Origin of the sequence: Agrobacterium sp. Azo12 (assembly GCF_029193765.2) — a bacterium.
Lineage (GTDB): Bacteria > Pseudomonadota > Alphaproteobacteria > Rhizobiales > Rhizobiaceae > Agrobacterium.
Map to the genome: position 1 here is coordinate 526,545 of NZ_JARFYO020000001.1, position 13,319 is coordinate 539,863.

Below are 13,319 nucleotides of genomic sequence, written 5' to 3' on the forward strand. Positions count from 1 at the left end.
CACCGGCGCAATCCGGTGGCTTTTTCATGGGTGTATTGGTGATTTCAGCACCGCATTAGAGGCGGGCGAAACGCTCGGTCAGAAGCGCAAAGAAACCGTCTGCATCAACGCCACCCATCACACGGGCATTGCGCTTGCGATCAGTCACGTGCCACCAATCAACGACTGTTGCGCCAATGGTCAGTTCCGAGCTGACTTCGATCTCGACATTGCAATCACGACCGGTGAACAGTTCCGGCTTGATTAGATAGGCGATAACCGAAGGATCGTGCAGTGGGCCGCCGTCCGAGCCATATTTCTCGACATCGAAACGTTCGAAAAATTCCAGCATGCCAACCATGGCCAGCGCCGGGCGTGTGCCGATGTCACGAATTTTCGCGACGCGTTCCTTTGTTGTCAGCAACTTGTGTGTCACATCAAGTGGCATCATGACGATCGGAATACCGGAACGGAACACGATGTGGGCCGCCTGTGGGTCGACATAGATGTTGAATTCTGCAGCTGGCGTGATGTTGCCGCCTTCAAAATAGCCGCCGCCCATCATCACCAGTTCCTTGACGCGCGGAGCGATCTCAGGTGCCTTGTTGAGGGCCGTGGCAATGTTGGTCAGGGCGCCCAGTGTGCACAAAGTGACTGTGCCAGCCGGTTCGCGCAGCAGCGTCTCGATGATGAAATCAACGGCATGCTGGTCCTGCACCGCCATGGTCGGTTCATCGAAGTCAGCGCCATCGAGGCCCGTACTGCCGTGGACGTGTTCGGCGGTAATCGGTTCACGCACCAGCGGGCGCTCTGCGCCTTCGTAAACCGGAACGTCGGTGCGATTGCACAATTCGCAGATAATGCGGACATTACGGCTGGTCAGACGCAATGGCACGTTGCCGGCAACGGCTGTCAGGCCCAGAACTTCAAGCTCCGGGCTCGCCAGTGCCAGCATGATGGCAGCTGCATCGTCTTGGCCGGGATCTGTGTCGATAATGATTTTTCTGCGTTCGGTCATGGTGCGCCTGCAATTGAGTGAGGTGGTTCTTTTCGACCGTTCCGAAGTGGATTGTCAAGTTGGCTCGACAGAAGCCGCGGATGTGTCCACCACACGGCCTTGCAGGGCAGGCTTTCTCTTCCCATATGGAAGTCTGCGAGTGCCGATTGACGGGTTCGCAAAACGTCGCTTGGGTAAAAACAAGGACAGAAGATGAGCCGTATGAGGCCTTTTGGTAGCCCGGTGGTGCTGGGTTTCGATGCTATCGAAAAGACCCTTGAACGCATGATCAAGGGCAATGACGGCTATCCCCCCTACAATATAGAGAGATTGCATGGCGAAGACGGAAAACATGATGTCTTGCGCATAACTATCGCTGTTGCCGGCTTTTCCGAAGAAGAGCTTGATGTCACAACAGTCGAAAATCAACTCATAATCCGTGGGCGCCAGCAAGAACAGGAAAAACGCGACTTTCTCTATCGCGGTATTGCCGCCCGGCAATTCCAGCGCGTTTTTGTTCTGGCTGAGGGCATGAAAGTGGGTGAAGCGCGTCTGCGCAATGGCCTGCTTTCCATTGATCTCGTCCGTCCGGAAATTTCCCATATGGTGAAGAAAATTAACATTTCCGTTTCACAGTAGGACGCAACGCACCGTCTGCTGAATAAGGGCACTGAGTGCGACAGGTCTTGGCGGAACCGTAGGGACGTTCATGAGAACGTAAGGTTCCGAAGGGCGCTGGTGACAGCGTTCGCAAATGTGGAGGCATAAAATGCTTTTGAAGGATGCGCATTCGCGCCTTACGCAGTCACAGCTTGCTCATATCGGGGCAGGTGAGGTTGGTTACATCAGACGCATGCGCGCTGAAGAAATCAGCCGTTGTTTTCCTGAAGCGCCTGATGTCGACCCGCAGCTTGACCTTTGGGCATTGTTCGGTGCCGATGGTACACCGATCCTGCTGACTGACAATCGTTCCAGCACCTTCTTCAAGGCTGCCGAAGACCACCTCAAGACCGTAAGTCTTCACTGATCGATTTGTCACACGGAGCTGCGTGTGCAGCTGAGTGGACCGTAAGGCCCGCCAGGCAAGAAACCGGGCGGGCATTATTTTTTGAGATCATGTCCGTTCAGGGGAATGGACGATCTGGCATGTCGTCAATGCTGATGACACCATCCTTGTTGCGATCCAGCCGTTCAAACAGTTTTGCACTGGCTTCAGTAACCTCGGCCTTGCTGAGCTGACCGTTCTCGTCCTTGTCCGCCATACGGATCAGCATGAAACCGGCACCCTTGCCGCCGTGACGACCTTCACCCCAGCCTTTAGCGCCATGACGACCTTCGCCGTGACGGTGGTCATCATTCTTGGCGTGCTCTTCATGCTTTTTATCTTTGGGAGCATCGGCATTTGCGCGTTCCGGGCGCGGGTTATTGGCACGGAATTCCTCGAACTTCGCCTTGCGGTATTCGCGCATTTCCTTTGGCGTGATCGAGCCATCCTTGTCCTTGTCGACTTCGATAAACAGGGCTTCCTGTCTCGCGTCGAATTCCGCCTTGGAAATTTTACCATCCTTGTCGGTGTCGGCTACTTTGAGCAAATGAATGAACAGCGCCTCACGCGGCATCGGCGGGTGCCGATCCCTTGGTGCGGCAAAACTGGCCACTGTTGTGCTGCCAAGAACAAGTGCTGCACCAAGAGCGGTGAGGGTGATCTTTTTTGTAGTCATCGCTAGTACCTTTCCTTTGGTGTCCCTGAGGAAAAAGTAATGGCGCATGACGTTCCACACCACTTAAACATCCGTAATGTGGGTGACGATTTTGTAATGTTAAAGCAGGCTTATCTGCCTTTTTTAAACCGGATTTTTCATTCCTGTCAGATGGGTCAGGAACGATGTAAGATCATCGGTGATGTAATCGATGTGGGCATCGGTTTCGCCGGGAATTTCCCACCGCTCCATGACGATGCCTTCCAAATTGCGCGGCACCAGCAACACGGTCTTCATGCCGAGCGCCTTTGGCGCTGACAGATTGCGTGGCAAGTCCTCAAACATCGCGGCCTTATTTGTTTCGAGCTTGGTCAGGGCTGCAAACTTTTCATAGGTCGCGCTGGCAGGTTTTGGTAGGTAGCCTGCGGCAACAATATCGAAAATATCTTCGAACTGATCGAGAATACCCAGTGCCCCTGCGGCGGCTTGGGCGTGTTTTACGCTGCCATTGGTCAGAATGAACTTGCGGCCCGGAAGCGCCTTGATTGCCTCACCCAGCTCCGGATGTGGCAGAAGCGGCGAATAGTCGATGGCATGTGCCTTCTCGAGGAAGTCATTGGGATCAATGCCATAATGGATCATCAACCCCTGCAGGGTGGTGCCGTGCTCGTGATAATACCGTTTTTGCAAAGCCCTGGCCTCGTCGGCCTCCAATTGCAACAACTCTGACACGTAGGCGGTCATGTTGCGATCAATCTGCTCGAACAGATTGATGTGGTGCGGGTACAGAGTGTTATCGAGGTCAAACACCCAGTCGCGTACGTGGTCGAAATCAGAGTTCTGAGGGAGATTGTGTGGCTTTGCTGTCATAGCTTTCTTATGCACCCTCGCAACGGCAAAGAAAATCGAAAAGGTGGCGGCTTGCACCGCTTTCCGGGCTTGGGGCCTGCAAGTGCCGCATGATAAAGCACCATACGTTCTTCAGGACGCTCAAAGGATGCTCTAACCTATGGAAGCTTCGCACCGAGCTTTCCGGAAATCCTGCCGGATTTTCGAGCCGATGCTGTCGTCAAACATCATGGAACTCTGGATACCCATCACTATCGCTGCTGCCTTCATGCAGAACCTGCGCTCGGCATTGCAGAAGCATTTGCAGGGCTCACTCGGCACACGCGGTGCGAGCTTTGTGCGGTTCGGCTACGGCTTTCCGATTGCCATCGCCTATGTGCTATTTCTGTATTTCGCAGCCGCGCAGACATTCCCCAGCTTTCATGCGGCCTTTTTTGCTTGGGCAGTGATCGGTGGACTTGCGCAAATCTTCGCCACGATGCTGCTGGTGCATCTGTTCTCGCTGAGGAATTTCGCGGTCGGTACGGCCTACTCGAAGACCGAGCCGGTGCAGGCAGCCCTGTTCGGTTTTATACTGTTGGGTGAAAAGCTGACGACGGGTACCATCGCGGCAATCTTTGTCGGTGTCATCGGCGTAATGACAATTTCCATGGCGCGCATGCCGCTTTCCTGGCGTAACACACTGACGGCCCTGACCAGCCGGACAGCCCTGATCGGCATCGCGTCTGGCGGTGTTTTTGGTATTTCAGCGGTTGCCTATCGCAGCGCGTCGCTGTCCCTGGAAGGGGCGGGGCCGATCATGTCGGCCGCGGTTACGCTTGCCTGCGTCACCACCTTTCAGACGGCCTTCATGCTGATCTGGATGGCGTGGAAAGACAAACGGGAAATCGTGCAGGTTCTTGTCACATGGCGCTCGTCGGCGCTGGTGGGAATAGCTGGTGTGGTCGGATCGGCGTGCTGGTTTACGGCGATGACCTTGCAGCAGGTGGCCTTTGTGCGGGCGCTCGGCCAGATCGAACTAATCTTCACCTTCATGGCATCATGGTTCCTGTTTCGCGAACGGATAAATGCCATGGAGCTTGCGGGATGCCTGCTGATCGTCAGCGGCATCTTAGGCCTGCTGTTCTGGTAAAAAACGTTCGGCCGGAAAGTACAAGCCACTTTCCGGCCGGGCGCACATGAAACGGGCATGGTGCAGTGATCAGGGAACGATCAGCGTGCCGGCACCTTCGGTGAAGATTTCCAGCAGAACCGAATGGGCAGTCTTGCCATTGAGAATGACAACGCCCTGAACACCGGCCTTGATCGCATCAATGCAGGTTTCAACCTTGGGGATCATGCCGCCGGAAATCGTGCCGTCCTTGATCAGCGCGCGGGCCTGCGACACGGTCAGTTCCTTGATGAGTTCCTTGTTCTTGTCCAGAACGCCTTCAACGTCGGTGAGGAAAAGCAGGCGTGTGGCGTGCAGCGCACCAGCGATAGCACCGGCAAAGGTGTCGGCGTTGATGTTATAGGTCGCGCCATCGCGGCCCGGTGCAACAGGTGCTATAACCGGGATCATCTCGGACTTGGCAAGCAGGTCCAGAAGCGTGCGGTCTACTTCAACAACTTCACCGACAAAGCCGAGATCGAGAACGCGCTCTATGTTGCTGTCCGGGTCGATAACCGTCTTTTTGGCCTTTTCAGCAAACACCATGTTGCCGTCCTTGCCGCACAGACCGATAGCCCATTCGCCGGTTTGGTTGATCAGGGCAACGATTTCTTTGTTGATCGAACCGGCCAGAACCATTTCAACGATTTCGACGGTCTTGGCGTCGGTCACGCGCAGACCATTTTCAAACTTCGATTCAATGCCCATCTTGGCCAGCATCGCGCCGATCTGCGGACCGCCGCCATGCACGACGATAGGGTTGATACCGGACTGCTTGAGAAGTGCGATGTCTTCGGCGAAGGCCTTGCCCAGTGCAGGATCGCCCATGGCATGGCCGCCATATTTCACGACGATGGTTTTATTTTCGTATTTCTGCATGAAGGGCAGGGCTTGCGCCAGAAGCCGTGCTTGCATTTCGCTTTCAGAACTTGCCATGTAAAAACCCTCGTCGTTGGTTGCGGCCTTTTAGCGCAAGTTTTTGACGGAGGGAATAATCTCAATCGCTTAATGTGCCCGACAAATGGTAAAACCATAAATTCCGCGAGGGTGTGATTTTCCGGCGATTGACAGGCGCGGGGAATAGGCAGAGCTTGGTCGGATAGGGCACATTGTGCGGGAGGCGCATGTGTCAAAACAACAAAAGTGATGACAGGGAGTGGACGGCAGATGACCATGCCGGACAGCAACAAACAAAGCGGTATGAAAGACGAGATCCTGGCCGGTGAATATGTGCTGGGTGCATTACCGCCTGAGGTTCACGAGCAATTGACGCGGCGTATCCGGCAAGACCGGTCATTTGCGCTAATGGTCAGCCGCTGGCAGGCCAATTTGCAGCAGGTCGCGTTTGAAGAACAGGCTACTCACACAGCCTATGCCGGAGAATTACAGACACAGACTGCAGCCATTGCGATGATGCAGGCGCGGCAACACGCGACAAAAAGACTGACTCTGGAATATCTTTGGAATTCTGTGCGCTTCTGGCGCGCCATCGCGTTCGGGGCGATATTTTTTGCGGTACTCCTGTCATTCATGCACTGAATGACAGGAGCTGTATCTCAGACGTAGCCGACAGTCCGCACTATTTCAGCCCGCAATTCATCAAGGCCGGAAGATTTTTCCGACGATGTGGCAAGTACTTCCGGATAAGCGGCCGGGTGCTTGCGGATTTTCTCAAGCGTTTCGCCAATCAGACGCGGAACACCAGCTTCCTTGATCTTGTCGGTCTTCGTGAGAACCAGCTGATAGGAAATGGCCGCCTTGTCCAGAAGCGTAAACACTTCGTCGTCGTTTTTCTTCACGCCGTGGCGGGAATCGATCAGCACATAAACGCGCTTCAACGTCGCACGGCCACGTAGGTAGTCAAAGACTAGCTTGGTCCATGCATCGACCTGCTCTTTCGGAGCCTGTGCGTATCCGTAACCGGGCATATCGACCAGCGCCATCGGCGGAAGGTCGTTTTCCTGGCCTGAATAACCGTCGGGCACGAAGTAGTTGAGTTCCTGCGTACGGCCCGGCGTGTTCGATGTGCGGGCCAGTCCCTTATGGCCGACCAGCGCATTGATAAGCGAGGACTTGCCCACGTTGGAGCGCCCGGCAAATGCGATTTCCGGCGGTCCCTCAGGCGGCAGGAACTTCATGGCGGGTACACCGCGAATGAAGATCCAGGGCCGTCCGAACAGCGGTTTTTCCTGAGGCGAATCCGTCGTCATTTCGGTTCGGCCGTTTTGCGTTTGAACAAGCCCTTCAGATTGTCGAACAGCTCAATCTTTGCGCCATGACGCTTCATGATAAGCGCCTGCTGGCTGATCGACAGGGTGTTGTTCCATGCCCAGTAAATAACCAGACCGGCCGGGAAGGAAGCGAGCATGAACGTGAAGATCAGCGGCATCCAGGTGAAGATCATGGCCTGTGTTGGATCTGGCGGGGTCGGGTTCATGCGCATCTGCAGGAACATCGTGATACCCATAATGAGCGGCCATACACCAATCATCAGGAAGTGTGGTACGTCATATGGCAGCAGACCGAACAGGTTGAACAGCGAGGTCGGATCTGGCGCGGAAAGGTCGTGGATCCAGCCAAAGAACGGCGCATGGCGCATTTCGATGGTAACGTAGATAACCTTGTAGAGCGCGAAGAATACCGGGATCTGCAGCAGCATCGGCCAGCAACCGGCCACCGGGTTGATCTTCTCTTCCTTGTAAAGAGCCATCATCGCCTGCTGCAATGCCATGCGGTCATCGCCATGCTTGGCTTTCAGCTCTTCCATTTTCGGCTGCATGCGCTTCATGTTGGCCATGGAAGCGTACTGCTTGCTTGCAAGCGGGAAGAACAGCGCCTTCACGACGATGGTCGTCATCAGGATCGCAACACCGAAGTTGCCAAAATAACGGAAGAAGAAGTCCATCATTTTGAACATTGGCTTGGTGATGAAGTAGAACCAGCCCCAGTCGATCATCAGATCGAAGCGCGGGATGGACAGCGATGTTTCATAGCGGTCGACCAGCGGAACTTCCTTGGCGCCGGCAAATACCAGGCTCTTCAGTTCCGTGGACTGGCCAGGGGCGACCGTAATGGCGTCGGTACGATAATCGGCCTGGTAACGGGGCTGACCATCGGTGAAGTGCGAATAACGGCCTTCGAAAGGTACGGTCTGCGGCGGAACAATCGCTGCTGCCCAGTACTTGTCGGTGATACCGATCCAGCCGCCAGTGCCCTTAGGCAGGGTAAGCGCGCCTTCTTCAGCCTTCTTGTAAGTCTCTTCCGTCAGGCTGGCATCAGGACCTGTCACACCGATGAAGCCTTCATGAATAACGAAAACAGACGGGGTGGTCGGCTTGTTGTTACGTGTCACGCGGCCGTAAGTGGAGAAGGACACTGCTTCCTGTCCTGGGTTCTCGACCTTGTCGGCAACGGTAATCATGTAGTGTTCATCAATCGAAATGGTACGGGTGAAAACCACGCCCTTTTCGTTGGTGAAGGAAAGCGTAACCGGTGTCGTTTCGGTCAGCTTGTCGCCAGAAGCGACAGTCCAGACAGTCGACGGGCCTGGTACTGAGCCTGCGCCTTCGCCGGCAATGTAACCAAGCTCAGTAAAGTAACCGTCCTTGCTGTCCGATGGAGAAAACAGCGTGATGATCGGGCTCGAGTCATCAACGGTCTCATGGTAGTCCTTGAGACGGATGTCATCGAGGCGTGCGCCTGTCAGATTGATCGAACCGGCAACTGCGCTGGTATCGATTGTGATACGCTGTGACTTGGCCAGGGATTCTTCGCGGGTCGCGGTTGCCGCTGGTTGGCCTGCAGCACCTGGAAGAGTGCCGTCTACCGTTGCACCCGACGTTGTCGACGCGGCGCCATTGGCTGCCTGCGTCTGTTCAACCTGTGCCTTGCGTGCTTCTTCAGCCAGACGTTGCTGTTCTATGCGCGGGTTCATGTAAAAGAATTGCCAGGCAAGGACGATGACAACCGAAAGGGCTATCGCGATGAAGTAATTGCGGTTCTTTTCCATCATTCTTTCCTGGAGCGGGTCTCCTGGGACCGTTTCGGTTTCCCACGGCCTTCGATACGATCGGCAAGCTGGGAGGACAGTTGGGCGAAAGGTGTTTTCAACACGTCACGCCGTGCGACAATCACATAGTCATGTCCGGGTTTCATTGCAAACCCGGCTGACAGCCTGACGGCTTCCTTGAGGCGGCGGCGCATTCGATTGCGCTCGACCGCATTGCCTTGCTTTTTGGTGACCGTAAAACCGACACGAGCGTCGCTCTCAGGTTCTTTGCGGTCAAGAACTTCAAGAAGGAAATTTGCCCCCTTGCGTCTCTCTCCCTTTTGCACGGCAAGAAAATCCGGCCGGTTTTTCAACCGCCCGGGGGATTTCTTCGTCTCAGTCATCTGCCCGCGACTTTTCAATCGGGCAATCGGCAATTAAGCCGACAGACGGGCGCGGCCGCGTGTGCGGCGAGCAGCCAGAACCTTACGACCACCAGCGGTAGCCATACGGGCACGGAAACCATGACGGCGCTTGCGAACAAGCTTGGATGGTTGGAATGTACGCTTCGACATTTATTTAATACCGCGGTGTGCGGCCCTTCTTGGCTTTGCCCTTATGGGCAGGAGCGTTTCGATTGATGCCCGGCACGCGCATTAAGCGCATAATAGCCAGACGTGCGGGCTTATAAGGGCTTAAGACCTCTAAAGTCAATTGCTGAACCGCAGCCTGTTTTGTCTGCAAGATAAACAGCCGGAACGACTTTGCCGCGTATTAGGAACAATTGCATCACTTCAGAATGTATAAATTTTGTTCCAGCAACGGCAAGTAATTAAAATCGGAAATTCTTTCTTAATGGTGCGTAGATAAATGTTGTTGTGACGAAAGGTCATGGCGGCTTCCTTTTTTCACTATTGCGTGAGGGAGCAGCACTTTGGAGGGATTGCAGTGAAAATACGGGGCAAGATTAATCTTCTCGTGGGGCTTTTAAGCCTTGTCGCGTGTACAATCGGGGGCTTGTCTATCTATGCCGTCAATGAGTACCACAGCCGTGTTGTTGCTTTTGATGCGGCTGCCGATCGTGCACATAAGGGGGAATCTCTCAATCGTCTGGTAACCGCCGTTGTTATGGAAGCACGCGGTATCTATGCGGCAAAGGACACAGCAACCGCATCGAAGTTTGGCGATGGTCTACTGAAGAACCTCGATTCCATGGAAAGCCTGATTGCCGCCTGGAAGCCAATGGTTCCTGCTGCACAGTCCGTCGCCTTCTCCAATCTTGAAAGCCGTTTTGCCGAATTCAGGAAGTTCCGTACCGAAACAGTCCGTCTTGGTCGCGATGTCAGCCCGCAAGCGGCCAATGAACAGGGTAATAATGACGCCAACCGAGAAAACCGTAAAGCTTATCAGGTTGATATCGACGCAATCGTCAAGGCTGATGTCGACGAGTTGAACGCGCTAAAAGCCGGTATCGAGAATTTCGGTCAGGCGATGTTCTGGATCGTGTCTCTGGTGACGGCTGCCGGCGTTATCGTTGGTTCGGCTTTTGGCCTTTACATTGGCTCCAAGCAACTGAGCGGCCCTATTCTTAAAGTCTCCGGCGTGATGAATGCTGTCGCTGAAGGTGATCTTGAGGCGGATGTCCCTTATCTTGACCGCAAGGATGAGATTGGTGAAATGGCTGCCGCCGTTGAAGTATTCAAGCGCAATGGTCTTCAAGTGCGCCAGATGAATGCGCAGGAAGCTGCCATGCGAGCAAAGAGCGACGATCTTCAGGCCGGTATGGCCGAAGTTGTCGGCGCTGCCGCAGAAGGTGACTTCAGCCGCCGTATCAACAAGGATTACGGTGACGACAACCTCAATCGCTTCGCGCAAAACATCAACACGCTACTGGTCAGCGTTGATAATGGCGTATCCGAAACCGGCCGCGTTATTGCAAGCCTTGCTGATGGTGATCTGACGCAGAGCATGCGTGGTGAATTCCACGGTGTGTTCGGTGAACTTCAGGGCAACGTCAACAATACCCTCGCCAAGCTGCGCGTCACTATGAGCGACGTTCGTTTGGGCACGCATAGTATTAATGACAGCGGTCTCGAACTCCGCTCGGCTGCCGACGATCTTTCCAAGCGTACCGAACAGCAGGCTGCGGCACTGGAAGAAACCTCTGCCGCTCTGGACGAGATTACCGCCGTCGTACGTAACTCGACCTCGCGAGCCCAGGAAGCCAGCACCATGGTTTCCGAGGCTAAGGAAACAACAGAGAAGTCTGGCAAGGTGGTTCGTGAAGCCGTTTCGGCAATGGGGCGTATCGAACAGGCATCGCGTGAAATCAGCCAGATCATCAACGTCATTGATGAGATCGCTTTCCAGACCAATCTCTTGGCGCTGAATGCCGGTGTTGAAGCCGCCCGTGCTGGCGAAGCCGGCAAGGGCTTTGCGGTGGTTGCGCAGGAAGTGCGTGAACTGGCGCAGCGCTCTGCAAACGCTGCCAAGGATATCAAGGCGCTGATTACCAAGTCCGGTTCTGAGGTGTCGCAGGGCGTAACACTGGTTCAGAAAACCGGTGAAGCGCTGGATGAAATCGAAAGCCGTGTTCTCAGCATCAATGAGCACATTCACTCGATTGCAACAGCTGCCAAGGAACAGTCGACCGGCCTGCAGGAAGTTAACACTGCCATCAACCAGATGGACCAGGTCACACAACGTAATGCGGCCATGGTCGAGGAAACCTCTGCCTCAACCCATAAGTTGACGGAAGAAGCTGGCAATCTGATGCGTTTGGTCAGCCAGTTCAGAGTTGGCGAGGCCAGCCCGGTTGCACAGTCCCGTCCGACACTTGCCCGTCCCGGTCAGAATGGCGCGACGGCGGTTGCCTCTCCAGCCCGTCGCATGATGGGTGATGTTGCCCGCGCGTTTAACGGATCGGCCGCTGTTGCCCAGAATACCCGCGAATGGGAAGACTTCTGATATCGTGAGTGATCAGCGGTAATCCTCCGTGAAATAACAAACGCCACCTTTTCAGGTGGCGTTTCTGTGTTATGCGAGGAACGTGTTGGCAGGCATTGGAAAAACACGGATGACCCCTTATTATGTCTGTCAGATAATGCCCAACGGATGCCCGACACCTCAAATGGGGCATCGCAGACAGGAATGAGCCGTTGTTTTCAGAAGGAGCAGACAAGGCAGGTCCAGCGCTGGAGAAAGCTCCCAATGACATGCCGGGGCTGACCAAAGGTCTGTCCGGACGTCTGCTGCTCTTGACCGTGATTTTTATTATGGTGGCGGAAGTGCTGATTTTTCCACCATCTGTCGCCAATATGCGCCTGTCTTGGCTCAATGACCGTCTCAACACGGCTGCTGCGGCCGGTGCCGTCATCGATGGTTTACAAGCGGAACTTCCTCGCTCCGTGCAGGATGACACATTGTCGGCCATAGGCGCAAAGCTGATTGCCCTTCGTAAAGACGGAACCTCGCGTCTTCTGGCGGCGACCGAAATGCCACCAAGTATCGATCAGCAGTTTGATCTCTCCCACGTGTCGCAACTCGGCGCCGTCAGGGATGCCTTCTCCACTCTGCTTTTTGGTGGTGACCGCATGATGCGGGTGTTCGGCGTGGTCGGTGAGACCGACACCATCATTGAACTTGTCATGCCGGACAAACATCTGCGCAAGGCAATGTTGGCCTATGCCGGAAACGTCTTTCTGTTGTCGATCGTCCTTTCGCTGATTACCTCATTTCTTATCTTCGTTTCGATCAACCGCATTATGATCCGGCCAATCCGCCGTATCACCCGTGGCATCCAGGACTTTTCAGAACAGCCGGACAATCCGTCACGGATTTTCACGCCCGATAATGGTCCTGATGAGCTCTCGGTGGCCGGACGGCATCTTGCCGATATGCAGACACAGCTTCACCGGACGTTGAAGCAGCAGAAAAACCTCGCTGACCTCGGTCTTGCCGTATCCAAGATCAATCATGACATGCGCAATATTCTGTCATCGGCGCAACTGATGTCGGACAGACTGGTGGACGTAAACGATCCAATGGTCCGCAGTTTTGCGCCCAAGCTTCTGAGAACCATCGACCGGGCCGTTGGTTACACAAATGAAGTGCTGACCTACGGTCAGGCCACCGAAGCCGCGCCAAGACGTCGTCCATTGAGACTGAGCACAACGCTGCAAGAAGTGCGCGACATCCTGGCCATTGGCCCGCAAAGCGGCATTGAGTTTGTGTCGCAGCTGCAGTCGGAACTGGTTGTCGATGCTGATGCAGAGCAACTGTTCCGCATTATTCACAATATCTGTCGCAACGCAGTCGAAGCATTGTTGAATATGGAGTGGGACGAAAGCATGCCACCGCGCACGCTGATTGTCTCCGGCCAGCGCAACGGCAATTCTGTCAGCATTACCATTGATGATAATGGCCCGGGCATGCCGCTAAAGGCACGTGAAAACCTGTTTTCGGCGTTTCGTGGCTCTGCCCGCTCCGGCGGCACCGGCCTTGGCCTCGTCATTGCCCGCGAACTTGTACTTGCCCATGGTGGTACGATTGCGCTGGTGGAAAAGCCGGAGCCAGGAACCCGTTTTCGCATCGAAATATCGGATCGGGCCGTCACAACCGAAACCGGAATGAAAACGGCCTGATCTTTATAAAGAC

The 13,319-nt window shown here is 54.7% G+C and carries 14 protein-coding genes; 6 read left to right on the top strand and 8 right to left on the bottom strand.

Annotation, left to right across the window (positions count from 1 at the left end; genetic code table 11):
* Positions 1–55: 55 nt before the first annotated feature.
* Positions 56–997, bottom strand: coding sequence for a nucleoside hydrolase (locus tag PYL13_RS02315; protein ID WP_275640385.1), 942 nt, complete (start codon positions 995–997; stop codon positions 56–58).
* Between the two features lie 192 nt (positions 998–1,189).
* Between PYL13_RS02315 and PYL13_RS02320 the strand changes: the two genes are divergently transcribed.
* A complete protein-coding gene (locus PYL13_RS02320; RefSeq protein WP_275640386.1) occupies positions 1,190–1,615 on the top strand; it encodes an Hsp20 family protein in 426 nt (141 codons plus the stop codon).
* Positions 1,616–1,745: 130 nt separating this feature from the next.
* A complete protein-coding gene (locus PYL13_RS02325; RefSeq protein WP_192486677.1) occupies positions 1,746–2,003 on the top strand; it encodes a DUF1150 family protein in 258 nt (85 codons plus the stop codon).
* Positions 2,004–2,100: 97 nt separating this feature from the next.
* Here PYL13_RS02325 and PYL13_RS02330 read toward each other — a convergent pair whose 3' ends face one another.
* Positions 2,101–2,697: an EF-hand domain-containing protein gene (locus PYL13_RS02330; RefSeq protein ID WP_275640387.1), complete on the bottom strand. Its 597-nt coding sequence runs from the start codon at positions 2,695–2,697 to the stop codon at positions 2,101–2,103.
* Positions 2,698–2,820: 123 nt separating this feature from the next.
* Positions 2,821–3,546 carry a pyrimidine 5'-nucleotidase gene (locus PYL13_RS02335; protein WP_192486679.1) on the bottom strand — a complete coding sequence of 242 codons (726 nt, stop codon included), beginning with the start codon at positions 3,544–3,546 and terminating at the stop codon, positions 2,821–2,823.
* A 208-nt stretch (positions 3,547–3,754) separates the two neighbouring features.
* On the opposite strand from PYL13_RS02335, the gene PYL13_RS02340 reads away from it, so the two are divergent.
* On the top strand, positions 3,755–4,657 hold the full coding sequence (locus PYL13_RS02340) for a DMT family transporter (RefSeq protein ID WP_275641354.1): 903 nt from the start codon (positions 3,755–3,757) through the stop codon (positions 4,655–4,657).
* A gap of 69 nt (positions 4,658–4,726) precedes the next feature.
* Here the strand turns inward: PYL13_RS02340 and argB are convergent, their stop codons facing one another.
* Positions 4,727–5,611 (bottom strand): acetylglutamate kinase, encoded by an 885-nt coding sequence (argB, locus tag PYL13_RS02345; protein WP_192486680.1) that lies wholly within the window; start codon positions 5,609–5,611, stop codon positions 4,727–4,729.
* A gap of 231 nt (positions 5,612–5,842) precedes the next feature.
* Between argB and PYL13_RS02350 the strand changes: the two genes are divergently transcribed.
* The gene (locus tag PYL13_RS02350; protein WP_275640388.1) at positions 5,843–6,214 is read left to right on the top strand and encodes a hypothetical protein; all 372 of its coding nucleotides are present in this window, start codon (positions 5,843–5,845) and stop codon (positions 6,212–6,214) included.
* Positions 6,215–6,231: 17 nt separating this feature from the next.
* On the opposite strand, the gene yihA is transcribed toward PYL13_RS02350, so the two are convergent.
* From yihA to rpmH, 4 genes are read right to left on the bottom strand one after another with little or no spacing between them, the layout of a single operon-like run.
* Positions 6,232–6,885, bottom strand: a complete 654-nt coding sequence (gene yihA / locus PYL13_RS02355; RefSeq protein WP_275640389.1) for a ribosome biogenesis GTP-binding protein YihA/YsxC — start codon at positions 6,883–6,885, stop codon at positions 6,232–6,234.
* The gene (yidC, locus tag PYL13_RS02360; RefSeq protein ID WP_192486683.1) at positions 6,882–8,684 is read right to left on the bottom strand and encodes a membrane protein insertase YidC; all 1,803 of its coding nucleotides are present in this window, start codon (positions 8,682–8,684) and stop codon (positions 6,882–6,884) included. The genes yihA and yidC overlap by 4 nt, the downstream gene beginning before the upstream one ends.
* Positions 8,684–9,067, bottom strand: a complete 384-nt coding sequence (gene rnpA / locus PYL13_RS02365) for a ribonuclease P protein component (RefSeq protein ID WP_192486684.1) — start codon at positions 9,065–9,067, stop codon at positions 8,684–8,686. The genes yidC and rnpA overlap by 1 nt, the downstream gene beginning before the upstream one ends.
* A 33-nt stretch (positions 9,068–9,100) precedes the next feature.
* A complete protein-coding gene (gene rpmH, locus PYL13_RS02370) occupies positions 9,101–9,238 on the bottom strand; it encodes a 50S ribosomal protein L34 (protein ID WP_111839965.1) in 138 nt (45 codons plus the stop codon).
* A 373-nt stretch (positions 9,239–9,611) separates the two neighbouring features.
* On the opposite strand from rpmH, the gene PYL13_RS02375 reads away from it, so the two are divergent.
* On the top strand, positions 9,612–11,630 hold the full coding sequence (locus PYL13_RS02375) for a methyl-accepting chemotaxis protein (protein ID WP_275640390.1): 2,019 nt from the start codon (positions 9,612–9,614) through the stop codon (positions 11,628–11,630).
* Positions 11,631–11,878: 248 nt separating this feature from the next.
* Positions 11,879–13,306 (top strand): sensor histidine kinase, encoded by a 1,428-nt coding sequence (locus PYL13_RS02380; RefSeq protein WP_275641355.1) that lies wholly within the window; start codon positions 11,879–11,881, stop codon positions 13,304–13,306.
* Positions 13,307–13,319 lie beyond the last annotated feature (13 nt).

Bases quoted from the DNA above. Each gene is read 5' to 3' on its own strand.
- PYL13_RS02315 (WP_275640385.1), bottom strand. From the start codon at position 997: ATGACCGAACGCAGAAAAATCATTATCGACACAGATCCCGGCCAAGAC.
- PYL13_RS02320 (WP_275640386.1), top strand. From the start codon at position 1,190: ATGAGCCGTATGAGGCCTTTTGGTAGCCCGGTGGTGCTGGGTTTCGAT.
- PYL13_RS02325 (WP_192486677.1), top strand. From the start codon at position 1,746: ATGCTTTTGAAGGATGCGCATTCGCGCCTTACGCAGTCACAGCTTGCT.
- PYL13_RS02330 (WP_275640387.1), bottom strand. From the start codon at position 2,697: ATGACTACAAAAAAGATCACCCTCACCGCTCTTGGTGCAGCACTTGTT.
- PYL13_RS02335 (WP_192486679.1), bottom strand. From the start codon at position 3,546: ATGACAGCAAAGCCACACAATCTCCCTCAGAACTCTGATTTCGACCAC.
- PYL13_RS02340 (WP_275641354.1), top strand. From the start codon at position 3,755: ATGGAACTCTGGATACCCATCACTATCGCTGCTGCCTTCATGCAGAAC.
- argB (WP_192486680.1), bottom strand. From the start codon at position 5,611: ATGGCAAGTTCTGAAAGCGAAATGCAAGCACGGCTTCTGGCGCAAGCC.
- PYL13_RS02350 (WP_275640388.1), top strand. From the start codon at position 5,843: ATGACCATGCCGGACAGCAACAAACAAAGCGGTATGAAAGACGAGATC.
- yihA (WP_275640389.1), bottom strand. From the start codon at position 6,885: ATGACGACGGATTCGCCTCAGGAAAAACCGCTGTTCGGACGGCCCTGG.
- yidC (WP_192486683.1), bottom strand. From the start codon at position 8,684: ATGGAAAAGAACCGCAATTACTTCATCGCGATAGCCCTTTCGGTTGTC.
- rnpA (WP_192486684.1), bottom strand. From the start codon at position 9,067: ATGACTGAGACGAAGAAATCCCCCGGGCGGTTGAAAAACCGGCCGGAT.
- rpmH (WP_111839965.1), bottom strand. From the start codon at position 9,238: ATGTCGAAGCGTACATTCCAACCATCCAAGCTTGTTCGCAAGCGCCGT.
- PYL13_RS02380 (WP_275641355.1), top strand. From the start codon at position 11,879: ATGCCGGGGCTGACCAAAGGTCTGTCCGGACGTCTGCTGCTCTTGACC.